Origin of the sequence: Haloferax sp. Atlit-48N (assembly GCF_003383015.2) — an archaeon.
Taxonomy (GTDB): Archaea; Halobacteriota; Halobacteria; order Halobacteriales; family Haloferacaceae; genus Haloferax; species Haloferax volcanii.
The window spans coordinates 107,097-133,536 of the sequence record NZ_CP137693.1 but is presented as its reverse complement, the minus strand read 5'-3'; the positions used below and the strand labels follow the sequence as shown (position 1 = coordinate 133,536).

General features: G+C 65.5%; 19 protein-coding genes. 10 read left to right on the top strand and 9 right to left on the bottom strand.

Annotated elements, in window-relative coordinates; all coding sequences use genetic code 11:
* The first annotated feature begins 68 nt into the window (after positions 1-68).
* The 3 genes from DEQ67_RS18475 (at position 69) to DEQ67_RS18465 (ending at position 3,575) form a co-directional block, all read left to right on the top strand.
* Complete coding sequence (locus DEQ67_RS18475) at positions 69-1,208, top strand: MFS transporter (protein WP_223174136.1); 1,140 nt, start codon at positions 69-71, stop codon at positions 1,206-1,208.
* A gap of 132 nt (positions 1,209-1,340) precedes the next feature.
* Entirely contained in the window at positions 1,341-2,375 is a 1,035-nt protein-coding gene (locus tag DEQ67_RS18470) for a Gfo/Idh/MocA family protein (RefSeq protein ID WP_115803631.1), read from the top strand.
* Positions 2,376-2,453: 78 nt separating this feature from the next.
* Positions 2,454-3,575 carry a Gfo/Idh/MocA family protein gene (locus tag DEQ67_RS18465; RefSeq protein WP_115891588.1) on the top strand — a complete coding sequence of 374 codons (1,122 nt, stop codon included), beginning with the start codon at positions 2,454-2,456 and terminating at the stop codon, positions 3,573-3,575.
* A gap of 161 nt (positions 3,576-3,736) precedes the next feature.
* Here the strand turns inward: DEQ67_RS18465 and DEQ67_RS18460 are convergent, their stop codons facing one another.
* Positions 3,737-4,852: an ABC transporter ATP-binding protein gene (locus DEQ67_RS18460; protein WP_115891589.1), complete on the bottom strand. Its 1,116-nt coding sequence runs from the start codon at positions 4,850-4,852 to the stop codon at positions 3,737-3,739.
* Positions 4,849-5,910 (bottom strand): ABC transporter ATP-binding protein, encoded by a 1,062-nt coding sequence (locus DEQ67_RS18455; protein WP_004041211.1) that lies wholly within the window; start codon positions 5,908-5,910, stop codon positions 4,849-4,851. The genes DEQ67_RS18460 and DEQ67_RS18455 overlap by 4 nt, the downstream gene beginning before the upstream one ends.
* A 215-nt stretch (positions 5,911-6,125) precedes the next feature.
* On the opposite strand from DEQ67_RS18455, the gene DEQ67_RS18450 reads away from it, so the two are divergent.
* Positions 6,126-6,344 (top strand): hypothetical protein, encoded by a 219-nt coding sequence (locus DEQ67_RS18450; protein ID WP_115803634.1) that lies wholly within the window; start codon positions 6,126-6,128, stop codon positions 6,342-6,344.
* Between the two features lie 233 nt (positions 6,345-6,577).
* On the opposite strand, the gene DEQ67_RS18445 is transcribed toward DEQ67_RS18450, so the two are convergent.
* A complete protein-coding gene (locus DEQ67_RS18445) occupies positions 6,578-8,704 on the bottom strand; it encodes an ABC transporter permease subunit (RefSeq protein WP_115861396.1) in 2,127 nt (708 codons plus the stop codon).
* Between the two features lie 204 nt (positions 8,705-8,908).
* Positions 8,909-11,002, bottom strand: a complete 2,094-nt coding sequence (locus DEQ67_RS18440) for an ABC transporter substrate-binding protein (protein WP_115861394.1) — start codon at positions 11,000-11,002, stop codon at positions 8,909-8,911.
* A gap of 162 nt (positions 11,003-11,164) precedes the next feature.
* On the opposite strand from DEQ67_RS18440, the gene DEQ67_RS18435 reads away from it, so the two are divergent.
* The 3 genes from DEQ67_RS18435 (at position 11,165) to DEQ67_RS18425 (ending at position 14,685) form a co-directional block, all read left to right on the top strand.
* Complete coding sequence (locus DEQ67_RS18435) at positions 11,165-11,407, top strand: hypothetical protein (protein ID WP_231896186.1); 243 nt, start codon at positions 11,165-11,167, stop codon at positions 11,405-11,407.
* 566 nt (positions 11,408-11,973) lie between these two features.
* Positions 11,974-13,038, top strand: coding sequence for an alpha/beta hydrolase family protein (locus DEQ67_RS18430; protein ID WP_115861392.1), 1,065 nt, complete (start codon positions 11,974-11,976; stop codon positions 13,036-13,038).
* A 96-nt stretch (positions 13,039-13,134) separates the two neighbouring features.
* Positions 13,135-14,685, top strand: coding sequence for a glycoside hydrolase family 28 protein (locus DEQ67_RS18425; protein WP_115891590.1), 1,551 nt, complete (start codon positions 13,135-13,137; stop codon positions 14,683-14,685).
* Positions 14,686-14,731: 46 nt separating this feature from the next.
* Here DEQ67_RS18425 and DEQ67_RS18420 read toward each other — a convergent pair whose 3' ends face one another.
* Positions 14,732-16,108 (bottom strand): DUF362 domain-containing protein, encoded by a 1,377-nt coding sequence (locus tag DEQ67_RS18420; protein WP_115891591.1) that lies wholly within the window; start codon positions 16,106-16,108, stop codon positions 14,732-14,734.
* A 23-nt stretch (positions 16,109-16,131) separates the two neighbouring features.
* Complete coding sequence (locus tag DEQ67_RS18415) at positions 16,132-17,280, bottom strand: Gfo/Idh/MocA family protein (RefSeq protein WP_115891527.1); 1,149 nt, start codon at positions 17,278-17,280, stop codon at positions 16,132-16,134.
* Between the two features lie 377 nt (positions 17,281-17,657).
* Here DEQ67_RS18415 and DEQ67_RS18410 point away from each other — a divergent pair, with 377 nt between their 5' ends.
* From DEQ67_RS18410 to DEQ67_RS18400, 3 genes are all read left to right on the top strand, one after another.
* Positions 17,658-19,772, top strand: a complete 2,115-nt coding sequence (locus DEQ67_RS18410; protein WP_199506011.1) for a pectate lyase — start codon at positions 17,658-17,660, stop codon at positions 19,770-19,772.
* 84 nt (positions 19,773-19,856) lie between these two features.
* Entirely contained in the window at positions 19,857-20,963 is a 1,107-nt protein-coding gene (locus tag DEQ67_RS18405; RefSeq protein ID WP_115803641.1) for a Gfo/Idh/MocA family protein, read from the top strand.
* 109 nt (positions 20,964-21,072) lie between these two features.
* Positions 21,073-21,840 (top strand): IclR family transcriptional regulator, encoded by a 768-nt coding sequence (locus DEQ67_RS18400; RefSeq protein WP_008605612.1) that lies wholly within the window; start codon positions 21,073-21,075, stop codon positions 21,838-21,840.
* Positions 21,841-22,226: 386 nt separating this feature from the next.
* Here the strand turns inward: DEQ67_RS18400 and DEQ67_RS18395 are convergent, their stop codons facing one another.
* The 3 genes from DEQ67_RS18395 to ade form a co-directional block, all read right to left on the bottom strand.
* Entirely contained in the window at positions 22,227-23,021 is a 795-nt protein-coding gene (locus tag DEQ67_RS18395) for an IclR family transcriptional regulator (RefSeq protein WP_004041223.1), read from the bottom strand.
* Positions 23,022-23,354: 333 nt separating this feature from the next.
* The gene (locus tag DEQ67_RS18390) at positions 23,355-24,530 is read right to left on the bottom strand and encodes a BMP family ABC transporter substrate-binding protein (RefSeq protein ID WP_004041224.1); all 1,176 of its coding nucleotides are present in this window, start codon (positions 24,528-24,530) and stop codon (positions 23,355-23,357) included.
* Positions 24,531-24,699: 169 nt separating this feature from the next.
* Positions 24,700-26,379: an adenine deaminase gene (gene ade / locus DEQ67_RS18385; RefSeq protein WP_233509318.1), complete on the bottom strand. Its 1,680-nt coding sequence runs from the start codon at positions 26,377-26,379 to the stop codon at positions 24,700-24,702.
* Positions 26,380-26,440: the final 61 nt, after the last annotated feature.

Genomic DNA, 26,440 nt, shown 5'->3' with positions numbered 1-26,440 from the left:
GGCAGCGGAGCGCACTCGCGCTCATCGGCGTCTCGCGCGTCGCGTGCGGGTCGCTTTTCGGCACGGCGATGGCGCTCTACATCGGAGAACAGGGGTCGCCGTTCGCGGTGAGCCTCGCGTACGCGGCGTTCTCCTTCGGACTGTTCGTGTTCGCCCCGGTCTGGGGCGCAATCGCCGACATCACGGGTCGCCGGCGGGCGATACTCATCGGCACCGCGTTCCTCTCGACGCTCGCGGTCGCCCCGTTGACCGTCACCGCGTCGGTCCCGCTCCAAATCGCCTGTCGCGGGCTGTTCGCGGTGTTCACCGCCGGCTTCCAGTCGGTGATTCTGACCATCGTGAGCGAGTCGGGCGGCGAGTCCGGCCGCGGGCGCTCCATCGGCTTTTACAGCAGCGCCCGCTCCTCGGGAGCCATCAGCGGTCGGCTGTTCGTCGGCTATCTCGTCGGCGTGCTCGTCCCGACAGACCTCTATCTCGTCGTCGTCGGCCTCGGACTCGTGGCGACCCTCCTCACGCTCCGCATCAGCGACCCGACGCCGCCGTCGGAGGCGACGCTGACCGCGGGCCGACTCCTGGGGGAAGTCCGCGGCCGACTCCTCCCCGGCGGCGCGCGGCGAGAACTGTTCGAGCGGACCGGACTCGGCTGGCTGTACGTCGGTATCGTCCTCCGGAACATGACCGAGAAGGGGTTCATCTCGGTCGTCCCGGTGTTCCTCGTCGCCGACGTGGGCCTCTCGAACGTCGTGATGGGTGCCGTCCTCGCGGTCAGCCCCGCGGTCCGCGTGGTCTCGATGTACGGCTTCGGCCGCCTGAGCGACAGCATCGGGCGGAAGAAGCTCATCGTCGGCGGTCTCGCCGGCAGCGGCGTGCAGGCGCTCGTCGTGGTGCTCGCGCTCGTCCCCGACGGACAGTTGGCCCGCATCGGTATCAGCAGCACCGCCTTCGTCGTCCACGCGGTGACGTTCTCCATGCTCACCGTGGGCACTATCGCCTTCGTCGCCGACGTGGCCCCCGTCGACCGCGAGTCCGAACTGATGGGCCTTCGCTCGACCGCTCGCGGCCTCGGCGGCGTGCTCGGCCCGCTCGTCGTCGGCGTGCTCGCCACCCGGTTCGACTACGCCACGGCGTTCGTCTGCACCAGCGTCCTCGCGTTCGTCGCCGCCGGACTCGTCGGGCGGACGCTCACCGAGAGCTTCTCGCCCGAGTGAGGCCGCGCGACCGCACGACTGCGCGACCCCGACCCCCGCTCGTAAACGCTTATCACGCCGCCCGCTGACGTTCGAATCGATGACGCCCACAGTCACAGTCACTGCCACTCTCTCGTCCGACGGTGAGCGCCGATGACCGAGACGCCGGTTCGGGTCGGTATCGTCGGCTGTTCGAGCATGGGCCGGTCCCACGCCGAAGCGCTCGCCGCCGTCGACGGCGCGGACCTCGTCGGCTGCGCCGACCACACCGCGGAGACCGCTCGTTCGTTCGGTGAGACATACGGCTGTCCGTCGTACACCGACCACGCCGCCCTGTTAGTCGACGCCGACCTCGACGCCGTCTGCGTCTGCACGCCCAACGGTGCCCACCGCGACATCGTCGTCGACGCCGCGGCAGACGGCATCGACGTGCTCTGCGAGAAGCCGCTGGAAATCACGCCCGACCGTGTCGACGACATGGTCGCCGCCTGCCGCGACGCGGGCGTCACCCTCGCCTGTATCCTCCAACGGCGGCTGTTCCCCACGATGCAGTTCGCCCGCGAGGTGGTCCGCGATGGCCGGCTCGGACGACTCGTGTTCGCCGACGTGCGGGTGAAGTGGCACCGCGACCGCTCGTACTACGACGTGTCTTCGTGGCACGGGAGCGCGGACCTCGACGGCGGCGTCTTGTTCACGCAGGCGCTTCACGGCATCGACCTGCTCCAGTGGGTCGCGGGCGACGTGTCACGGGTCGCGGGCACCGGCGACGCGCTGTACCACGACATCGACGCCCCCGACACGGCCGCGCTCTCCCTCCGATTCGAGGGCGGCGCGCTCGGGCAGGTGTCGGCGACGACGGCGACGCGGCCCCAACAGCCCATCAGCCTCGAATTCAACGGAACCGAGGGGACGCTTCGCGTCACCGAGACGGGCGTCGAACTGTTCGAAGTGAACGGGGAACAACAGCCCGTTGAACTCCCCGAACCCCGCCCCGACGGCCCGCACGTCGCCCAGATACGCGACTTCGTCGCGGCCGTTTCCGAGGGGCGACCGCCGATGGTCTCACCCGCTGCGGCCAGAAAAGGACTGGACATCGCCTTCGCCGCCGAGGTATCGGACAGCCGCGGCGAGTGGGTGTCGGTGTCGTCTATCGGCGGCCGCGGCAACCTCGAAGACGCGGACGACTGAGCGCGCTTCCCTGACCGACGACCCCTTCGCGCCCGCGCCCGGCAACAGCTATTTGGGCCTCTCCCGCGTCGCCCCGGTATGGAGCGCGTGACTCTCGGTATCATCGGTTGTGGAGCCATCAGCGACGTCTACTTCGAGGCGGGGAACCGCTTCGACGCCCTCGACATCGCCGCCTGCGCCGACCTCGACGCGGACCGCGCGGAGTCGAAGGCGGACGAGTACGGCGTGCCTCGCGTCCTCGCGACGGAGGACCTGCTCGCCGACCCCGTAATCGACGTGGCGGTCGTGCTCACGCCGGCGGGAACCCACGGCGACCTCGTGTCGGCCGCGCTTCAGGTGGGCAAGCACGCCTACACCGAAAAGCCGCTCGCGGCGACGAAGGCCGAAGGCGAGGCGATTTTGGAGACCGCCGCCGAGCGCGGACTGACCGTCGGCGTCGCGCCCGACACCGTCCTCGGCACCGGCATCCAGACCTGCCGCGACCTCATCGACGAGGGCCGCATCGGCGACCCAGTCGGCGCGACGGCGCTCTGGTCGAACCACGGCCACGAACACTGGCACCCGGACCCCGACGGATTTTACGAGGACGGCGGCGGCCCGCTTTTCGACATGGGGCCGTACTACCTCGCGTCGCTCGTGACGCTCCTCGGCCCGATTCAGTCGGTCGCCGGGACCGCGAACACCCCGTTCGCAGAGCGCGAGATAACGAGCGAACCGCGCCGCGGCGAGCGGATTCCGGTGTCGGTGCCGACCCACGAGACGGCCGTCGTGACCTTCGAAAACGGCGCGACGGGGACGCTCCTCACGAGTTTCGACGTGTGGGAGTCGGAACTGCCGGGGTTCGAGATTTACGGCACCGAGGGGACGCTGAGCGTCACCGACCCCAACCGGTTCGACGGGACGCCTCGCGTCCACCTCAGCGACGACGACGACGGCGAGTGGCGCGAGGTTTCCGTCGAGCGCGACCACCCCGGCCAACAGCGCGGTCTCGGCCTCGTCGACCTCGCGTACTCGCTTCGCTCCAACTGGGACCACCGGACCAGCGGCGACCTCGGGTTCCACGTCCTCGAAGCGATGGACGGCATCCGCGAGTCCGCCGAGGAGGGCGCGTACGTCCAACTCTCGGCGCAGTGCGAGCGCCCGCCGTCGGTCCCCGACGGCTTCCCGACTGATGTCGGTCCGGCGGGCGACGCGGAGTGAACTCGGGAGTGAGCGCAGGCATCGGTGCGGGAGCCAAAACGGGCGTCAGTACGGGAGCGAAAACAGGAGTCGGTACGGGAGCGAAAACTGGCATCGGTGCCGGTACCGGTTTCGGTGTTGGCGACAGCGTCTGAACAGCAGTCCCAATCGAGATTTTTCTTTCAGTCGGCCGGTTGTTCCGCGTCGTCCGCGACGTCGATGTCGAGGTCGTCAGTGAGCGGCTCGCTGTTCCGGTAGTCGATGCTGTCGTGTGCGTCGAAGCAGGCCGCCTCGTGGCGGTCAGACGGGCCGCCCATGCCGGAGAGGTCCGGCGTGTTCGACGTGCAGTACTCCCGCGCCTCGGGACAGCGGGTGTGGAACCGACAGCCGCTCGGCGGGTTCTCCGGGTCCGGGATGTCGATTTTCCTGACCGGCGGCGTCTCGATGGGGTCGTTTATCTCCGAGAGGCCGGAGGTCGCCCACAGGAGGCTCTTGGTGTACGGATGCTGGGGGTTCTTGATAATCTCGTCCGCCGGGCCGATTTCGACGATGCGGCCGAGGTACATGACGGCGATGCGGCCGTCGGCGCGGCCGGCGAGGTACCGGGCGTTCGCCATGTTGTGCGAGATGAAGACGAACGAGGTGCTGAACATCTCCTGGAGTTCGAGAAGCAGGTCCATCAGGTTCACCCGGAGGCTCACGTCGAGGGCGCTCACGGCCTCGTCGGCGAGGATGAGGTCCGGTTCGAGCAGCATCGACCGGACGATGACGGTCCGCTGGGCCTCCCCGCCGCTCAGTTGGTGGGGATACCGAGACGCGTAGTCGTCCGCGGGGGTGAGCCCGACCGTATCGAGCATCTGGTGGACGAGTTCCCGCCGTTCGACGAGGTTGAGTTCCGGCCGCCACTTCTTCAGCGCCGGGTTGAGGTTCTTGAATATCGTCCGGTTGGGGTCAAGCGAGTTGCCGGCGTCCTGGTGGACCATCTGGAGCGACTTCCGAATCTCCTTGTACGGGATGTCGCCGGCTTCGAGGTCGGACTTCCAGATGTCCTGTCCGCGGAAGCGGACCGTTCCCGAGGTGGGGCGCTGGAGGCCGATCATGGCCTTTCCGAGCGTCGTCTTGCCGCAGCCGGACTCGCCGACGAGCGCGACCACGTCGTTCTCGCCGATGTCGAGCGAGACGTTGTCGACGGCGCGGACGACGCCTTTGTCGTCACCGAGGAAGCGGTCGAGGATGCCCTCGTTGCCGCCGAAGTGGACGCTCAGGTCGTCGACGCGGAGCAGGGGGTCGGCGCTCATTTCGAGACCTCCTTCTTGAGGGGAATCGTCTCGCGGGCCTCGTCCGTGTAGAAGCACGCGGCCCCGTGGTCGTCGGACACCTCCATGAGGTCCGGGTTCGTCGCCCGGCACCGCTCGTCGGCGAGCGGGCATCGGGTGTGGTACGAACAGCCCTTCGGGACGTTCAACGGGTCCGGGCTCGTCCCCTCGATGGACGCCATCTCGTCGAGGTCGGCGTCGATGTCGGGTATCGAGTTGAGGAGCTCCCGCGTGTAGGGGTGGGCGGGGTCCATGACGATGTCCTGCACCGGGCCGAGTTCCAGCAGTTCGAAGGCGTACATCACCGCGAGGCGGTCGGAGATGCGCGCGACGTGGCTCAGGTCGTGCGTCACGATGACGATGGTGAGGTCGTACTCGGCTTTCAGCTCCGAGAGGAGCTTCAGAATCGACTGCTGCATCAGGAGGTCGAGCGCGGCGGTCGGCTCGTCCATCACGAGCACGTCGGGGTCGAGGATGAGGCTCAGCGCGATGAGCGCGCGCTGTTTCATCCCGCCCGAAAGCTCGTGGGGGTATGCGTCGAGGACGCGGTCCGGTTCGAGGTGTACGTCGGAGATGAGCTGTCGGGCGCGTTCCATCCCCTCCTGAATGTCGTAGTCGTGCGCTCGGAGCGTCTCGACGAAGTGGTCACCGATGCTGAGCGTCGGGTTGAACGAGTCGAGAGCCCCCTGTACGACCATCGAGACGCGCTCCCAGCGGAACCGGCGAAGCTCCTCTTTGCTCAGCTCGTTGACCTTGATGGGCTCGCCCCCCTCCGGCGGGTTGAACACCACGTCGCCGGTGAGCGTCCCCGGGGAGTCGATGGCGTCGAGCATGGAGTCCGCCAGCATCGACTTGCCGGAGCCGGACTCGCCGACGACGCCGAGCACCTCGCCGCGGCGAACGTTTATCGACACGTCGTCGAGGACCCGCGCGTCCCCGCGCTCCATCGCGAACGCGACGCTCGCGTTCGTTATCTCTAAGACGTTGTGCTCGGCAGATGGCTCGTCCCGCGTCTTCCGTTTGGTGTGTTGCGTCGCCATGGTCAGTCCCTCTCGTCGGTTCGTACGGCGGGCGAGCGACCCCGCCCGTTACGCGTGCCTATCGTCAACATGTGACCGTAGTGGGAAACTATCATGTTCAATCCTACTTAACACTTTCCGCCGGCGCAGTCGTCGCGTGCCGATTCCGTGGGCTTCGGGTAGTTCGACCCGCGATACCGGCAAACTATAAGTTCGTCCGCGATGTCCGTGCTGACATGGCGCAAGCGCAGACGCGACAGAACGTCCTGTGGACAGTTCGCTCCAAATTCGGCGGTATCACCTCGGCGGTGATTCTCATCGGCGCGCTGTTGATTCTCCTGGGCGCGGTCCTCCAGACCGGCGTCTGGGCGGGAATGTTCGGAATAATCGGCGGATTGCTGGTGTTCGTGGCCGTCGCGTTCCGGGTCCTTATCTGGGCGTACCGGCTGGTCTGATCACATCATGGTGAACCCGTAGTACACCCCGACGAGCAGGAGTACGAGTATCACGAGGCCGAGCAGGTACCGCGTCGTATTTCCTTCTTTCTCCACTTTCATGGTTGAAGTCCGTTTGATAGGTCGATAGCGCGTGTGTTAATCTTTTCCCTGCTATCGAGTGGCACGGATACGCTCGGCGCGAAACGACCGAAAAAACAGCGACACGAAATCGACCGACTGGGGTGTGCTCGTCAGTCCGCAGCGGACGCGGCACCGTCGCCGCCCTCCGAGCCGCCGCGACCGCCTTCCATGTCGTCGGTCGAGACGGTGGCCGCGTGGCGGGCGCGCAGGCGGGGGTTGAACAGCCGGTCCGTCCCCTGGGCGAACAGTTGGAGGCCGTACGTCATCGTGACGATGAACAGTATCGGCGCGAGCAGCCAGTGGAAGCGGTCCATGCCGGACAGCGCGCCGCCGTTGCGGGCGATGTTGAGGATGACGCCCCAGTTGCTCGTCGTGAACGGCAGCACGCCGATGAAGTACAGGCCGACCGACTCCATCAGGATGTTCCGCATGGAGCCGACGGTCCCCATCGTCAGCATCGGCATGAGCCGGGACATGACGTTCTTCGAGAGGATGCTCGACGTGGGCAGTCCGAGCACCCGCGAGGCCTCGACGTGGGACTCACTGCGGATGGTGAGCACCTGCGACCGAAGCTGTCGGGCCAACCGTGGCCAGTTGTCGATTGCCAGCACGAACCCGACGAACACCGGGCTCTTCGGTTCGAGAATCACGGCGAGGACGATGACCAGCGCCAGTCCGGGGATGTTCATCATCACGTCCGTCACCGTCATGAGCACCTTGTCGATGACGCCGCCGAGGTAGCCGGCCGTGACGCCGAGAAGGATGGCCAGGCCGAGCGTCACCGCCGCGCCCGACAGCATCATGATGAGCATCGGACGGGTCGCGAGCACCTGCTGTGCGAGGAGGTCGCGGCCGATGTCGTCGGTGCCGAGCGGGTAGCGCATGTTCTCCAGCGGTTGCAGGAGAATCGGCCCTTGCATCGGCCTGACCTCGGGGACGAGGTACGGTCCGAACAGCCCGAGGAAGCCGAAGATGCCGAGGATTATCGCGCCGACGCGCGCCCGCGGCGAGGTCCAGATGATGCGGAACGGGGTCAGGAGGCTCTGGTCGATTCGCTCTCTGATGTACTCGCCGCGCGAGAAGTCGGAGCTATCGACGTCGAAGCTCATCGCGCCGCTGGACGAGATGCGGTTGCCTTCGATGCGGTCGTCGATGGTTTCGGTCTCGTCCGCGCCGCCGCCCCGCAGGCGGTTGACGAATCGCTGGAGGGTTTCGCGGTACGACCGCGAGTAGGACTCGCGCTGGGTGTGCCCGGCGCGGGGGTCGATGAAGCCGTAGGTGAAGTCGGCGATGAGCAGGCCGACGACGGTGACGATGGTAAAGAGGATGACCGCCGCCATGACCGTCGTGTAGTCCCGCGCCATCGTGGCCTCGTAGAAGTAAAAGCCCATGCCGCGGTAGCGGAATATCTGCTCCATGATGACCGACCCGCCGAACAGGCTGGCGAGCCCGGCCATGAGGCCGGTGTACATCGGCAGCATCGAGTTCCACCCGATGTACCGCAGTTGAATCCGGCTGTCGGGCAGTCCCCTGAGTTCCGCCACGTCGACGTAGTCCTCACCGATGATGCGGGTACAGTGCGCCCGGAATTCGAGGCCGCCCCACGAGGTCAGCGCGAACGACATGATGGGGAGCGCTGCGTGTCGCAGCACGCTGGCCATGAACTCGACGTTGAAGCCGGGCGTGAGCGCGTTGTCGTAGCGGCCGCCGTTGGGGAAGAACTCGGTGCCGAACCCGAGCATGAACAGCAGCACGAGGCCGACGATGTAGTACGGGACGGCGTCGGAGAAGATGACGAAGTAGCTTCCCACGATGTCCCAGGCGTCTCCCTCGTGGACGGCGAGGAAGCCGCCGATGAGAAACACCATGATGGTGCCGATGACGAGGGCGAAAAGCGAGACGAACATCGTCCACGGGATTGCCGGCCCGAGCACGTCCCAAACCGGTTGCGCGTAGAAGATAGACCGTCCGAAGTCAAACTGTGCGACCGATACGATGTATTCGACGTACGCTTGCAGCATCGGCTTGTCCGGATTGACGTTCGAGTACATCTCGACCATCTGGTTGAGACGAGTCGACGAAACCGCCCCTCCGGACCGCTGTCTAATCTGCGCGGCGATGTAGTCCATCGGCCCGCCCGGTATGAGCCGAACCGTCGCGAACGAGAACGTGATCGCCGCCCAGACCGTTATCAGGGCCTGCGCTATCCGGCGCACGTAGTAATTTTTCTCGACCATCCTTGCTAGTTGTTAGCTCTCATGTGTGTACTTAATCATTATGAATGGGGCTACTTTCGACCGCACTCGACCGAACCGACCTCGCCGTCGTCGCGTCCGGAGGCGAGTATCTCGGCCGCCGGACGGGGAGTTCACCGCATGGCTGATACGTGACTGTCTCGGTGAGACGACGGGTTCTGGTTCAGGTGGCGGCGCTCGGCGCGGTCACTGCCCTCCCGCCGGGTGGAAGTACTCGGTTCCCATCTTGGCCATGTACTGGCAGTAGGAGTACTGGCCGATTTCGACGATTTCGTAGCGGTACGCCGGGTTCAGATTGTCGTTCGGTGGCTTCGTCGCCCAGTTGTCGTGATTCAGCCAGTAGCCGCCGGTGCCGCCCTCCTCGTTGATGAGCATCATCGGGAGCGACTGGTTGAATATCCACGAGACTTCCGCGACCTTCTGTCTGCGCTCGTCGTCCGACATCTGCGTCCGAAGCTCGTTGAGCTTGTCGATGACGTCGACCTCTTGGAGGTCGCCGCTCGGGTCACCGATGGGGTACGGCACCTCGACCACGCGGTCCATCGCCCAGTTGTCGTTGGTCGGCAGCGGCTGTCCGGACAGCGACTCCTGCACTCTGAACGAGTTCGAGAAGCCGAGGAACGGGGGACCGGACTTCGCGCCGCCCCAGTTGTCGAACAGCAGCTCCCAGTCGCCGGACTCCATCGTCTTGCCGGCGCGGATGGTCGCCTCCTGTGCGGTCACTTCGGTCTGGAGTCCGAAGTCGTCGAGGTAGGTCTTCGCGATTTGGGCGAACCGCAGGGCCATCGGCTCCTCGTCGGAGGTCGCGGTGTAGAACCGCAGGGTGACGTTCTCGCCGTTGGGGTCCTTCCAGCGGTTGCCCGGCTTCGTGAAGCCGGCGGCTTCGAGGAGTTCGGTCGCCCGCTGTTCGTCCACGTCGCTCTCCGTGTGTGCGTACCGTTCGAGCTCCGCGAGGTCCCCGCTCGGCCAGTTCGAGTTCCCGCCGAACCAGGGCACTTCCTTGTCCTGCCCGATGCCGGACGGAATGCGGTCTTCGACCCAGTAGGTGCCGTAGTCAGGGACCCACTCGACGAGCGGCTTCCGGGGGACGATGTGGTGAATCGCCTTCCGGACGCGCGGGTCGCCGGTGATGTCGCTCTGACAGTTGAGCAGGACGCCCATCGCCCCGCTGCGCATCTGCGGCGTAATCTGGTCCTCGGAGAGGCTGTCGGCCGGCCCCCAGCCGTTCTCCTTGAGTCGGTCCCGGGCGGACTGCGACTCCGGCGGGTAGCTCACGTCGATGACGCCCTCCTGCATCGCCCTCGTCCGCTGTTGCTGGTTCGGGTAACGGTGCCAGTCGAGGTTGTAGTCTATCATGTCGCCCGTGATTTCGCCGTTCGCCCACTCGGCGTCGCTGAATGGGCTGACGTAGTCGTCGTAGGGTTCGAAGTGCGCGACGTTCTCCTCCCCGCTGACGAACTCCCAGACGGAGTTCCCCGGCACGTTCGCGTTGTCCCAGACGTCCTGCTGAATCGCCTGCATCATCTCCTGTTGGGCGGAGGTCCGCTCCGATTCGGTGGTGGCGTCGTCGAACATCTCGGCGTACTGCCCCCAGATGTCCCGGTGCGCCCAGAGCCACGCCCGGCGCTTCATGTGACCGAACTCGAATATCTCCCGGCTGATACTGGGCTCGACGAGGTCGAAGGTGAGTTCGTACTTCCCGGTCTGCTCTACGTTCTCGTACAGGGGCTGTGCGCCGTAGCCCTTGTGGACGGTCTGCATCAGCTGACCGATTTTGAGCTGCGTCGTCACGTCCTCCGCCGTCAGGTCGTCGCCGTTGTGCCACGTGTAGGTGTCGCGGATGTTCCACGTGACCTGCCCGTTGTCGGCGTACTCCCAGTCCTTGACGACCATCCCTTTCGTCTTGTTCGACACCTTGTCGTGGACGGCCAACTGGTCGAACATCGCCCAGTACCACCGGAACGAGAAGTTCGCGGCGTTGCCGTACGGGTTGAACCGGGCGTTCGTCGGTGCGAGCGAGATGATGTGGTTGAGCGTCCGCCCCGACGACTGGCCGCTCGACTCGCCGTCGGTCGTCGTGCTTCCACCGCCATCGCCCTCGTTTTCGAGGGGCGTCGGCGTGTCTTCGTTCCCGCCCTGACTACACCCGGCCAGCGCGGCGGCCCCGGCCGTGGCACCGAAGGCGTTTCGAAGCAGACGGCGGCGCGTCTGTGACGACGCGTCTTCCCATTCATCGTCGCTGATCCACTTGTCGGACTCAGCGCTGCTTTGCGAATCCATCACACAGTACCCATTACGACTATTCTATATATACCCATCGATAATGCTGATTATTTAATGACATTAAGTTTGACTGCGCGGACGCGCTTGCGACTCTGGACGGCCGAACCGCGAGATGGTGGCCCCAAAGGACTATTATCCCGTTTTGCGAAATCGCCGGTAATGGGAACCTCAAAACGGTCGTACTTCAAATGTTGGATCTGCCGGAAGAAGATGCTGTGGACCAGCGTGCTCTCGTTCACGCTCCTCATCGTCGTGCTCGGACTCCTCGCGATGACGGGCATCGAGCGCGGGACCGCCTCGTACGTCGTCCTCATGATGGACTTCGCCCTCGCCGGCGTGCTTCTCGCGACCGTCGGCGTCGTCTTCTGGCGGTGCGGCTACCTGAGCGACGCGCTCGACTGACCGACTGACTCTCGGCCCGGTCTCGTCCGGTCTGGCCCGTTCCGTTTCGGTCCGTCCCGGCCGGTCTCGGTTTCTTTCTCGCCCTCGCTCTCGACTCGCGTCGCCACCGTTCTTCATACTACAATGTCCTGTTCTCCATACCACGCTGACATTTTTGACGCTATCATTCCGCTGTCTATTGATTTCGGCGTCGAGTACACCTCCGAGACGGCCGTTTTTGTTCGCGTACGGGGAACTCAGACCCGTCGGCCGAGCGGGCGTCCCCCCGAACCGACGCTCTGTCAGCGCCCCGTGTTCGAGAATCCCCGCTCTCAGGACTCTTATCGGCAGGACTGCGGTCGGTGGGCGTCTGTCGATTGCCGTGACGCCGCTACAACCGTAATGCTCGTTTCCCCGCGTTCTGCTCGTTTCGTTACCCGCCAGATATGTCCGAAAACGGGTCGTAGACGGCCTCAGATGCGAGCTATCGCTTCTCTCTGTTCTGTTCGCCCACGGGGAACGATTTACCCCGTTTACGGCGTCGACACGCACTTGTGAGGTCGTCGCGTTCGTCGAAACGACACCGAATGACCGGCTTCGACTACGACGACTGGTTCGACGGCGTCCTCCGAGCGAGCGACGGGAGCGACAGTTCGGTCGCGTCCGCGGGCACCCCCGGCCGGGCGTTCGCGGCGTGGCAGGCGTCGTTCCGCGGCGAACTGCGCGATGTACTCGGATTCCCGGCGATGCGTGACCGCGCCGTCGAGGGCATCGACCCGAGGCGACGGGAGCGCTCGGGAGGGTCGGTTCAACACCGGAGTTACGAGCGACAGACGTGGAGCGTCCGCACGGAACGGGGGTTCCGCGTCCCGTTCTATCTGCTCGTCCCCGACTCGGTGGACCCGCCGTATCCCGTCGTCGTCGCGCTTCACGGCCACACCGAACACGGCAAGGACCTCGCCGCCGGTGTCGCAGATGGCGAGGCGGCCCGCCGTCACATCACCGACGACCGACGGGACATCGCGCGGCAGGCGGTTCGCCGTGGCTTCGCCGTCGTCGCCCCCGACATGCGCGCCTTCGGTGAGCTAGCCCCCGACGCGGCCGACGAATCGAACGCGTCCAACGCCGTCAGCGCGTGTACGTACTGGCAGCAGCGCGCCCAACTCGTCGGCCGGTCGCTCGTCGGCGAGCGCGTCTGGGACGTGTGCCGGCTGGTCGATTTCGTCGCGGACGCCCCCGACCTCGACGCGGACCGACTGGCCGTCTGCGGTCACTCCGGCGGCGGGACGGTCGCACTCCTCGCGGGCGCGCTCGATGAGCGACTCGGGGCCGTCGTCGCCTGCGCGTCGGTCTGCCCGTTCGAGGACTCCATCGTCCCCATCGACCACTGCCTGTGCAACTACGTCCCGGGCCTCCGACGCCTCGGCGAGGTGTGGGACATCGCCGGCCTCGTCGCTCCGCGGCCGCTCCGCGTCGTCGCTGGCGACGCCGACCAGATTTTCCCGATTGCCGGAACGAGACGCGCGTTCGACCGCATCCGCGAGCGGTACTGCGCCGCGGACGCCGACGGCGAGTGCAGTCTCTACGTCGGCGACGGCGGCCACCGCTTTTTCGAGGCCGGCGCGTGGCCCTTCCTGCGCGACCGGCTCTGAGGCGACCTGCCGTCTTCCTCCCATCGGGCGACCGGCCGTACTGCGCCGTGGTACCTCGGCACAACGTTTATCAACGCGCTCGCGGATGCTTCAGGCGTGACTCTCGAACAGCGGAACGTGCGCGACTACGGTATCGACGACGACGATTCGTTCGACACGGCGGCGATTCAGACGGCGCTCGACGACTGCGCCGGAACGGGCGGCGAGGTGTATCTCCCGCCGGGGACGTACCGAAGCGCCCCGCTCCGCGTCGGCGACGACACGACGTTCAGGCTGGCCAACGGCGCGGAACTCCGGTTCGTCCAGGACTTCACCGCGTTCCCGACGGTCGAGAGCCGCTGGGAGGGGTGGAACCAGGACGGCTTCCACCCGTGTCTCTACGTGGCCGACGCCGCGAACGTCACCATCACCGGCGAGGGCGTCATCGACGGCGGCGGCTCCTACTGGTGGGAGTTCGTGTCGGTACCGCCCGAGCAGTACCCCTCCGAACTCACCGAGCGCCTCGAGGAGATTCGGAGGGGCAACAAACAGGACGCGGTGAGCACGTTCACGGTGCGCCCGCCGCTGCTCCAGATAGACGGCTGCGAGAACGTGACCGTCTCCGGCGTGACGCTCCGGAACTCCCCGTTTTGGAACACGCACGTGGTCTACTCCGACGACGTGACGATTCACGACGTCTCGATTCGGAACCCCCCGGACGCCCCGAACGGCGACGGCATCGACATCGATTCCTCGCGATTCGTCAGGGTCAGCGACACCCACATCGACGCCGGCGACGACGCCATCTGCCTGAAGTCCGGCAAGGACGAGGAGGGCCGCGAAGTCGGTCGCCCGACGGAGAACGTCGTCGTGACCAACTGCACGGTCGAACACGGCCACGGCGGCGTCGTCATCGGGAGCGAGACGGCCGGCGACGTGCGGCACGTCACCGTCACGAACTGCACCTTCACCGACACCGACCGCGGCATCCGCATCAAGTCCAAGCGCGGCCGCGGCGGGACGGTCGAGGACCTCCGGTTCGACACCATCGTCATGCGCCGCGTCGCCTGCCCGTTCGTCATCAACGGCTACTACCAGACGGACATCGACAGCGACCCCGAGCCAGTCACCGAGGCGACGCCGAACGTCCGCAACGTCGACTTCCACCACATCACCGCCGAGGAGGTCGAGTCGGCGGCGTTCCTCGCCGGCCTCCCCGAACAGCGGTTCGAGGGCATCTCCTTTACCGACGTGGACATCGACGCGACCCGCCCGTTCGACGCGTCGGACCTCTCGCCGGCGATGGCGAAGGGCTACGACCAGCGCCACGGCGTCTTCTGTAAGTCGCTCGGCAGCGTCTCGTTCCGAGACGTTCGCGTAACGGTCCCCGACGGGAGCGGGACCCCGCTGACCGCGGAAGCGAGTTCGACCGTCGTCCTCGAGGGCTTCGAGACCGAGGCCGACGAGGGGCCGGCCGTCGTGGCTGACGGCGTCGAGCACCTCCGAATCGGCGGCTGTGTCGCCCCCGACGACGGCGAACCGTTCGCGCACGTCCGCGACGGCGCGGCTGGCGCGAATGACGGGGAGTCCTCGGTGCTCCTCGCCGGCAACTACGGCGACATGGCCGAGGCCGTCGTCTCGGCCCAGCCGGAAACGGTCGAGCGGTAGGCGACGCCCGACGCACTCGTTTTTGCGAAAAACGCTCCTGTGCGCTTCAGTCCCGGAGCGACGGCGCGGCGAACTGGCCGTTCTCGAACGCAATCGGCGAGGGTTCTTCGACCACGCGCAGGTCGTCGCGGTCGCGGGCCTCCTCGACCAGCGCCGGCGAGGCGTACAGCCGGTGGAGGTGCATGGTGTCGGCCGCGCGGACGACTCGGACCGTGTCGGGGTCGACGACGCCGATAGTCGAGAGCGCGGCGACGACGCCCGCGCGGTCGGTCTCGACCACGGGCGGGAGCTTCACGCCGCGGATGGTGCTCGCGGTGAGCGCGTTGATGAGCGTCGTCCCCGCGTCCAACTCGGCGGCGATGTCCTCGTGAATCACGTCCGCCGACCCGACGCCCATCGCGTTGCCGTGGGTCTTCTCGGTCAACCCGCGGGTGTAGATGCGCTTGATGTTCGGTTTTTCCGGGGCCGGTTCGTTGATGGAGAACGGTCGGCGGCCGATGACGTTCGTGTCCATCCCCTGCCCGCTAATCTCCTTGCCCTGCCGGTCGAACACGGCCAAGTCGAGCTCATCGAACGGGAGTTTCGGCATCAGTTCGTAGGCGGTTTCGAGCAGTTCGCGCTCGCGGTCGAGGAAGCCCGACGGGGGGACGCCCTCGATGAGCGTGGTGTCGTCGTGCTGGTCTTCCACGATAGCGACGCCGCCGACGATGGGAAGCGAGTCCAAGAGCTGCTCGGTTATCTCGGGAATCATCCGTCGGAACGACCAGTCGACCGCCCACTTGTGGGCGATTTGCGCGCCGCGCTGTTTGCCCATGCCGATGACGAGCATCTTCGACAGCCCGCTTTCGACCTCGCCGTCGAAGTCGGTGTGGGGTTTGACGCGGTTGACGGGGACGATGGCGTCCGCGGCCGCGGCGTTGGCGTCGGCGACGACGGGTACGTCGCGGTCCGGCGTGCGCCCGACCTCCACGACCTCCATGCTGGACCGAATCTCGCAGCCGATTCGCGCTTCGGTGACGCCGAGTTCGTTCAGCATCTCCCGCTGTCCCTCGCCGGTCGCGCCGCCGTGGCTCCCCATCGCGGGGAAGACGAACGGCTCGTACCCCGCCTCGGAGACGGCGTCGACGACACCCGCGACGATGTCCGGCAGGTTCGCGATACCGCGGCTCCCGACGCCGAGCGCGACCTCGCCGCCCTCGGGAACGTCCGCGAACGACAGCGTGTCGACGGCCCGTGCGGCCGCCTCCGGCACGTCGTCTGTCGGAATCGGGTCCGTCTCCCAGACCTGTTCGACGATACCTAACTCGGGGAGCGGGGGGTTGCCGCACGCTTCGAGGATAACGTCTTCCGGGACTGAGAGCCAGTCTGCGGGGTTCTCGTTGTCATCTGTGTGCATGCCGCACCCGACGGCCGAGTTCGACATAAAACTGTTCGTCGGGGGCGTTCCTACGCGTTGAGGTCGTCGAGGACGACCCGGCGACCCTCCTCGGAGGACCGATAGCTCGCCTCGGTGAGTTGGACGCCGCGCGCCCCGGCGGTGAAGTCCCACGGGAACGGCTCGTCGGCGACGACGTGGCGGACGAACTTCTCCCACTGGAGCTTGAACGCGTTCTCGAACACCCGGTTGTTCGGGACGCCCGTCCAGTCCTCGTAGAAGTCGTGTTCCTTCGGCGTGTCGGGGTTCCACTCCGGTTTCGGCGTGTTCGCGTGGCCCTGCGTCTTGCAGTCGCGCAGGCCGGCGACCGCGCTTCCCTCGGTCCCGTCGACCTGGATTTCGAGGAGGTCGTCGCGGTTGACGCGGACGGTCCACGAGGAGTTGAGTTGGGCGACGATGTCGTCTTCCAACTCCATGATGGCGTAGGCGGCGTCGTCGGCGGTCGCCTCGTACGGTTCGCCGTCCTCGTCGATTCGCTCGTCGATGTGGGTCTTCTGGAGACAGCGGACGGACTCCACCTCACCGAACAGGTTCTCCAGCACGTAGCTCCAGTGGGAGAACATGTCGTCGACGATGCCGCCGCCGTCCTCGGCGCGGTAGTTCCACGAGGGGCGCTGTGCCTCCTGCCCGTGGCCGGTGAACACCCAGTAGCCGAACTCGACGCGCACCGAGAGGATGTCGCCGAAGAAGTCCTGTTCGATGAGCCGCTGGAGCTTCAACAGTCCGGGGAGCCAGAGTTTGTCCTGGACGATGCCGTGTTTCACGTCGCTGTCTTCGGCCATCCCGGCCACGTCGAGCGCGGCGCTGAGGTCGCTCGCCAGCGGTTTCTCGCAGTAGACGTGCTTTCCGGCGTCGATAGCCTTCATGACGCTGTCAGGGCGGCGGGGGGTTATCTGCGAGTCGAAGTACACCTCGTCGTCGCCGTCGAGACACGTTTCGAGGTCGGGGTCGACGGTCCAGCGGTCGATGCCGTGTTCCTCGCTCAGTTCGCGGAGCTTGCGCTCGTTGCGGCCGACGAGAAGCGGGTCCGGCATGACTCGTTCCCCGCTGGGGAGTTCCACGCCGCCCTCCTCGCGCAGCGCGACGATAGAGCGGATGAGATGCTGATTCGTTCCCATCCGGCCGGTCACGCCGTTCATGATGATACCTAGCTCTTGCATGGGCTAACTCGTTGCACCAATCTGCTGGTCGGAGTGTAATAACCTTTTGCATGGTTTCGGGTTCCGCCGTGAACGATTCGCGCGTCTGACCGTCGCCCGCACCCGTGAACAGCCGATTCGACGCCGAATGTGAGCGCGGAGCCGACGACGTGCGTGACTCGGGCGACTCCGATTCGGGTATGCCGAACTTTATATGTATCTCCCGATATGTTACAAACATATGCTTGTAATATACTGGGTTTCACCTCGTCATTTCGTCACAGACACCGTTTCATTCGTTCGCCACTCTCGAACTTTATCTACTGCCGTCGCCCCAGTTCGGGGCTACCATAAATTATAACAATCGTTGAATATGTTATCTGGTGAGTAATTCGCTCATGACACCTGACAGGAGAACGTTCCTCCGCGTGCTCGGAGCAGGCAGTATCGGCGCGACGACTGCTGGCCTCTTCGGTGGCGGCGCTGCGGCCGCGACCGTGATTTCGATGCAGGGCGGCGGCGACGACATCTGGGGCACGGCCGACGCGTTCCACTACCACTACACGGAACTGAGCGGCGACTTCGACGTCGCCGTCCAGAACACCGGCATCGACAACGTCGAAAGCTGGACGAAGGCGGGCCCGATGGTTCGCGAGTCGCTCGACCCCGACGCGAAGAACGTCATGGTCCGCCGCCGCCCCAACGGCGAGGCGTCGATGCAGTACCGACCCGAAGACGGGGCCGAGACGAACAGCGTCGGCGGCACACCGGCCGACTGGCTCCGCCTCGCGCGAAGCGGCGACACGATAGAGACGTACCACTCCACGGACGGCGAGACGTGGACCTCGATTACCACGCTCGGCGGCGACGACATCTCGCTGGGCGACAGCGTCTACGTCGGTCTGGCCGTCACCAGCCACCTCTCCGGGACGCTCGCGACGGCGACGTTCCAGAACCTCTCGGGGGTCGACCCCGACCGGAACCGAGACATCGGCGACGTCGATGTCGCGGGAAGCGTGGAGAGTACGGCGGGCGTCCCGCTCGTCTCGACCGGCGACGTGACCGCCATCGCCTCCGACGCCGCGACCCTCACCGGCGAACTGAGCGACCTCGGCGGTGCGGATTCCGCGGCGTGTTACTTCGAGTACCGGGAGGTCCCGACCGAGTCGTGGAACACCACGGCATCGACGGAACGCTCCTCGCCGGGCGCGTTCAGCGTCGAGGCCGGCGACCTGACGGACCGCCGCTACTACGAGGTGCGCGCGGTGGCCGACACGGCCGACGGAGACACCGCGAGAGGCGCAGTCTCCACGTTCAGCACGCCGAACCCGTCGAACAGCAAGGCCCCGGACAGCGCCGGCTCGGACCATGCCGGTCCGGACAGCGCGTCGCAGTTCGGACCGAGCGACGGGTTCGCGGACGCGGCACCGTGGCTCGACGACGACACGCCGGTCATCGTGATAACCGAACCGACGCGCCGCCAACTCGAAAAGGCGGTCACCGTCGACGGCGAGCGACTGGTCGTCTTCGAGACCAGCGGCACGGTCGACCTCGGCGTGCGCGACCTGCCGATTCCGTACGACAAGTGCTACATCGCCGGGCAGACCGCGCCCTCGCCGGGCGTCACGTTGGTCAGGGGCCGCGTGAACGTCGCGGCGAGCGACTGCGTCCTCCAGCACGTCCGGGTCCGACTCGGTGACGCGGGAATCGAGGAGCCGACCGAGGACTGGGCGCTCGACACGGTCAACACGGCCGACGAGACGGAGAACAACGTCATCGACCACGTCTCCGCCTCGTGGAGCGTCGACGAGTGTCTCTCGGTCGGCTACGAGACCGCGGACACGACCGTCTCGAACTGCCTCGTCGCCGAGGCGCTCGACGACTCGGTCCACCCGAAAGGCGAACACGGTTACGGGTCGCTCATCGGCAACGACGCGACGAACGTCGCCATGCTGGGGAACGTCTGGGCGTTCAACACCGACCGCCACCCCCGACTCAAGGAGGGAACCGAGAGCGTCGTCGTCAACAACGTGATGTACGACTTCGAGGACGGAACGTGGCTGGACCCCGACACCGAGGCGAGCATCGTCGGCAACGCCTACCGCAACCCCAACTCCGACAAGGCGAACGTGTTCGCCGAGGACGATGTGGACACGGCCACCGCGTACCTCGAAGACAACGTCACCGACGACGACGTGCCGATGGTCGACGAGAACGTGACCGTCGTCGACGAGCGACCGCTGTGGCCCGACGGACTCGCGGCGATGCCGTCGGACCGGACGTTCGAACACAACCTCGAAAACGTCGGCGCGCGCCCGGCCGACCGGACGGCGACCGACGAGCGCATCCTCGAACACGTCGAACTCGGCGCGAGCTATCTCGTCGACAGCCAAAAGCAGGTCGGCGGCTACCCGGACCTCCCGGTCAACAGCCACGAACTGAACGTCCCGAACGGCGGGACCCGACAGTGGCTTCGGTCGTGGTCTCGGCGGGTCGAATCGCCCGACGGCTGACTGCGCGGAGCCGACGCGCCGCCCGCGACCGGCTATATTGCTTGTACCCGCATCTTTTTACATCATTTTCGGTGAACTACGTGTATGGGTGCGAACATCGGATACATCGGTATCGACCACCACCACCGGGACCCCTACTTCGCCGTCGCGAGCGAGTTGGACGCGACGATTACCGCGGTCTGCGAACCCGGACGACGGGTCGACGTGGGGAACATCGCGGCGATGGACGACCGGCCCGACGAAATCACGACCGAGGGACAGGACATGGCGGACCTCGTCGGCGGCGCGGCGGTGTACGAGGACCCTCACGAACTCGTCTCCGACGCCGACGTCGACGTGGCGTGGATAACCTACCGGAGCGACGAGACGCCGGCAATCATCGAGAGCACCGTCGAGAACGGCGTTCACGTCATCAGCGAGAAACCCATCGCTCGGACCGCCGCCGACCTCGAAGATATCGCTGACCGCGCCAACGAGCTCGGCGTGACCGTCTCACCGACGATGTACTACCGGCGCAACCCCGTCGCGATGACGCTCCGCGACCGGGTTTCGGAGGGCTTCTTCGGTGACGTGTGGACGCTCGACGGCCGCTTCAACGCCAGCCAACTCTCCTACCGCGACACCGACCACTACCTCTACGACCGCGAGACGAGCCGCGGCGGCGCGCTCCAATGGATAGGCCCGCACTGGGTCGACGTGATGCCGTGGATTCTCGACGACCCCATCGCGCGGGTGAACGCCCGGTTCCACGACGCGGTCGAGGCGGACGTGGAAGCCGGTGCCGTCCTCCAGTTCGAGACCGAAAGCGGGACGCTCGGCACGTACCACACCGGCTACTACCTGAGCGACCGCGGCAAGGACACGCACCTCGGGCTCTACGGCACCGAGGGACAGGCGCTGACGCCGCTGCACCACGACTCGCTCCAACACGAACCCACGGTCCCGCTCGATATCACCTCGGAGCACCCCGACTGGACCGCCGCGCCGAAGCGGACCGTCGAGTTCGAGTTCACGTACGACCGCTTCCCGGCGTGGGGCGACTTCGTGCAGGACTACTTCGAGGACTACTTCGCGGGCTACGAGACCGGCGACGTGCCTGCGACGGTCGACGACGCCGTGCAACTGCTGCGCGTCCTCGACGCGGCGTACGAGTCCGGCGAGCGCGGCGGGTGGGTCGAAGTCGAGGGGTGACGTCGGTCGACGCCGCCCGGACGCCGCCCAACACCGTCTCGCTGAGACCGCGTCCGCTTAGTCGTTCGACCATCCCGAATTTTAAATACATAGCCGAAAATATTGAGGTATGCCAACGGATAACTCACCAAAGACGCTCCGGACGACCGCCACCTCGATAGCGATTCTGAAGCAACTCGAAGCGATAGACGGCGCGCGAGTCTCCGAAATCGCCGAGCGGATGGACAAGCCCAAGAGCACGATTCACGGTCACCTCGCGACGCTCAAGCAGGAACAGTTCGTCATCAAGGAGGGCGATTTCTACTTCATCGGCCCGGAACTGCTTCGGTTAGGGAACCAAGTCCGGACGCGGGAACCGGCGTTCGTCCTCGCGCGGCAGTTCACCGAACGACTGTTCGAAGAGACCCGCCTTCGGTCGATTTTCACCGTCGAGATGGGTGGGAAGGCCGTCTTCCTGCACACCGCCTCGGGGAGCAAGATGGGGTGGTCCCACGAGCAACTCGGCAATCGGTTGTTCCTGCACAACACCGCCGTCGGGAAGGCGATTCTCGCGGAACTCCCGGAGCCGCGCATCGAACAGATACTCGACCGATGGGGCCTCCCACAGGAGACGGAAAACACCACGACTGACCGCGAGACGCTGTTCGAGGAACTGGAGCGCGTCCGCGAACAGGGCTACGCCGTCAACCGCGCCGAGAACTTCAACGAACTCTACGCCATCGGCGTCGCCGCGACGCGCCGTTCGGGCGACGTTATCGGCGGTTTCAGCGTCACGGGCCCGGCCCACTCGGTGACCGGCGAGGACCGGAAGGCCGAACTCGCACACACGGTCAAGGACATCGTCAGCGAGTTCGAACTGGAACTCGCGCTCGCGTGACTCGGGTTCGAGCGAGCCGAACCCGCGGTCTTCGCCCGCTCTCCTGGCTCGACCGACGGTACGTTCGTTTTTGCCGAACTTTATATGCTCTCGAATCGTGACTATCTAATGATACAATTTCAGCACTTTGTCGCAGGGGATTACGGTCGTAGATGTGTAAAATCATCTGCCGCTCCCGCATCCGTGCCATCGCGCACGGTGTATTGTACGATAATAACACATTTGTGTGGGTGTGCTGAATCAAATCCAATAGAGCGTGCTTCTGTCGGTGGTATTAGGCGTTCTCCAAGACAATGCAAGGTGAATATCGCGGGTATTTAACAATATTCTCACACGACTCCCGTTTGGAAGCGCGTTCGAGCATTACAAACGTCCCGTCCCATCGACTACGACTGCGCGTTCATGTTGATGTTGACCTCGATGACGTTCGCGGACTGCGTGACGAGTTTCGGGACGTGCTCTTGGAACTGCTCGCCTTGCAGGAGACTGGTCGGGCCCGACACGCTCACCGAACCGAGCACTTGCCCGCTCGGGTCTTCGATTGGCGCACCGATGGCGCGAAACCCTCTGATCTCCTCTTCGTCGTTGTACGCGTAGCCGCGCTCGCGAATCTGTTCGAGTTCGTCGAACAGCGCCTCGCGGTCGGTGATAGTGGCCTTCGTCTGCGCAGGGAGTCCGCGTTGTTCGATGATTTTCTCGACTCGCTCGTCGGGAAGGGCGGCCAAAATCGCCTTTCCGGAGGCGGTGTAGTGGAGGTGGTCTTGGCTCTGTACCTTCTCGGTCTGGTACTCTCCATCGACGCTCGTGTCCCCTTTCACCTGGTAGAGGTTGACCCCGTAGCCGTTCTCCTCGGTGACGATGTGCGTGTACTGGTCGGTCTCCGCCGCGAGTTTTTCGACCTCCGGCTTACCGTATCGGTACAGCGGGCTCTGATTCCGCGCGTACTCTCCGAGGACGGTGAATTTGAACGCGAACCGGTAGCGGTCCCCGCGCTGGACGAGCAAGCCGTTTTCCTCCAGCGTCCTGAGATGGATGTACGCCGTGCTCTTCGAGATGTCCAAATAGTCGGAGAGCTCCGAAACACCGATTCCATCGCAGTCTTTGACGGCGTCGAGAACCCGTGACGCCGTCGTGACCGTCTTCAGCGTCCGTGGCCCCCCTTTTTGCCCCGTCTGTTTCATAGTGTGGTTGTGTCACTCCTCCCGTATTAACGTTCGCCTATGTTAACTATACGATGCTACATGAATATGTACGTACGGTAAATACACTATATTTGGCCTTATTCTCATATTCCGGTCTAAGGGCGGGTCTGTCCGTTCTCGGAATCCGCGAAATTCGTTTACCATAGCCGAACGCAGTGACTCCGGGTCGCCGCCGCCGGCGGGGGTCCGGTGGCCCTCGTCGTCTGCGGTAGTTCGCGGCCGCAAAAAGTGCGCTGTGGGTTGGCATACTCGTCCGTCGGTCGGCCGGTCGACCGTCGTCGTGCTCCGCCGCGCATCCCCGGCAGACGCGGATTAGCTCGGCACTTCGCCTTCGACGCCCTCGACGAAACTGCTCATCTCTTGGAAGAGGAACTCGTCGCTTTCCCCCTCGAACGCGCTGCCCGCCCACACGTCGAGTTCGTCGTTCAGGATTTGCTCTTCCGTCGCGGCGACCTGGTCTTTGACCTCCTGTGAGACGTTCGGTCCCCACTCGTCGAGCATCGGAACGCCCGTCTCCATCCCGCCCCAGAACGCATCGGCTTCCCACGACCCCTCGTGGAGCGATTCGAGGGTCGGACCGTAGAACTCGGTCCAGTCCCAAATCGGAGAGATGAGGTAGTTCTCACCGCCGAACTGCCCCATCGGAGCGTTGTACCCTGAGGTCCAGACGCCGGCGTCGCTGGCGGCCCTGACCGCCGCCGGCGAGTCCTGCTCTTGGGCGATGACGTCACAGCCCTCGTCGATGAGCGCGTTCGCGGCCTCTCTGGCCGTCGGCGGGTCGAACCAGGCGTTGACCCAGCGAACCTTGAACGTCGCCTCGGGGTTGACGGAGCGCGCGCCCAGCGCCATCGCGTTGATGGACCGAACGACCTCCGGAATCGGGAACGCGGCCACGTACCCGATGGTGTTGTTCTCGGTGACCATTCCGGTGGCCTGTCCGGCCAGATACCGCGGCTCGTAGATGCGACCCATGTAGCGACCCATGTTCTCCCGCGTCCGGTAGCCCGTCGCGTGTTCGAACACGGTGTCCGGGTAGTCCTCCGCCACCGCGTACATCGGGTCCTGGTAGCCGAACGTGGTTCCGAATATCACGTCCACGTCCCCTTGGGCGTACTGCTCGAAGACCCGCTCGGAGTCCGAGGGCGCGACGGCCTCCGTGTACTCCGTCTCCAACCAGTCGTACTGCTCGTCGACGGCCTGCCGGGCTTGGTCGTGCGCCCACGACCACCCGAGATCACCGATTTCGGAGATGTACACCCACGCGGCGTTGACCGTCTCTCCCTCGCTTGGCCCCCCGCCGTCGGTGGTCTCGACGTCGCCGGTCGTCGTTCCACTGGTCGTTCCCTCGCTGGCCGTCGTTTCGCTCGCCTCCGTGTCGTCGGTGTCTCCGGTGTCTCCACCGGTACAACCCGCGAGCGTGGTGACGCCGGCGGCACCGAGCGCACTCAGTACGTCTCTCCGCTGAATCGAAGATTCCTCGTCTAACATCGCGTAACCGCTTACTTGTCATTGTAATTTATACTTAAATATTTTCATAATCTTCTATATATAATTGTCATACAAGTCAGTTCCTCCCCGTTTTGCAATCGAATGTCTCTGAATACGATGTTTCTGTGGACGAATATCGACTCCACGCGCCGCGACGGTCGTTCTGCTGTCAGTCGATAACTGTCGGCACGTACTCGAACGACTCCACGTCGACCAGCCCGTTGTTGGTGAGTCGGTACGTCGGAATCACTTCGAGGGCGAGAAACGACAGCGCCATCAGGCCACCGTCGCGGTCGAGTCCGAGGTCGTCGGCGGTCGCCTCGACTGATTCGAACGTCTCCTTTACGGTCCCCAGCGATTCGTCCGACATCAACCCTCCCATCGGAAGCGCCAGCGACGACAGGGCGTCGTCCTCCGGGTCGTACGCCGCGACGCCGCCGCCGACATCCCGGAGGTGGTTCGCCACGGTCGCCATCGAGTCGTGGTCGACGCCGGCGACGATGCAGTTGTGCGCGTCGTGGGCCACCGTCGATCCCACAGCGCCCCGCTCCAGCCCGAGCCCGCGGACGAATCCGCGGCCGATGCCGCCCGCTTCCCCGTGCCGTTCGATGACGGCGAGTGGAAGCACGTCGTCGTCCGCGTTCGCGGTGAGGACCCGTTCCTCGTTGACCGACGCGACGGGAACGTCTGCTTCCGCCCGTCCCGTCTGGAGTCCGCCGACCGCGTCGATGACTCTGACTCGCACGGGGTAGTCCCCCGCGTGTCGCACCGCGAGGTCCGCCGCCGACACCGGTTCGAACCTCACGGTGTCGGTCGCTATGGCCGACGCCGGCGGCGCGCCACCACCCTTCGTCGGGTCGACCGCGCCGTCGACGACGACGTGGTCCACCTCCCACGTTCGCAGGTCCGAGAGCAAGACGAGGTCAGCCGGTGCCCCCGGCCGAATCCGCCCGAAGGGGAGCCCGTAGCTCTCGGCGGTGTTGACGGTCGCCATCTGCACCGCCTCCACCGGGTCGACGCCCAACCGGATGGCCTTTCGAACCGCGAAGTCGACGCCGCCCCGCTCGACGAGGTCGACGACGTCTCTGTCGTCGGTACACAGCGAGAGCCGCCGACTGTCCACCTCGTCGACGAGACCGACCACGTCCGCGAGGTTCTTGCTCGCGGAACCCTCCCTGAGGTAGACGCGGAGTCCCGCCTCGACTTTCTCTCGGGCTTCCGCGAGACCGATGCTCTCGTGGTCGTTGTCGAGGTATCGGGCGACCGTCTGGAGGTCGCTTCCGCGTACCCGAGGCGCGTGTCCGTCGACCGTCAGCCCGCGGTCCCTCGCGGCCCGAATCTTCTCGTGGACGGAGTCGTCGCCGGCGACGACGCCGGGAATGTTCATCACTTCGCCCAGCGCGACGACCTCGTCTTCCCCGAGCAGGGCGTCGACGGCCTCGACATCGAGCGTCGCGCCCCCGTCCTGTAACGTCGTCGCCGGGACCGACGACGGAACGGTAAAGCGGACTTTCAGCGGCGTCCGTGTCGCGTCGGCCATCATCGCTTCGACGCCGGCGACGCCGCTCACGTTCGCAATCTCGTGCGGGTCGTGAACCACGCTCGTGACGCCCCGCGGCACCACCGCGTCGGCGTACTGCGGGAGCGTCACCATCGACGACTCGACGTGCATGTGCGCGTCGATGAGACCGGGCGCGATGTACTCCGCGTCGAGTTCGCGGGCCGCCGGTCGCTCTTCGAGCGCGACGATTCGCCCGTCGTCCACGGCGACGAACGACTCCGAGACGGTCCCCGTGTTGACGTTGACGAGGTTCCCGCTGACGAGGAGGTCAACCGGTTCGTCGCTCATCGTTGCGCTCCGTTCGATTCGGCTATCCGAGAGGCGGTCGGTGTCCACATCGATAGGCGCT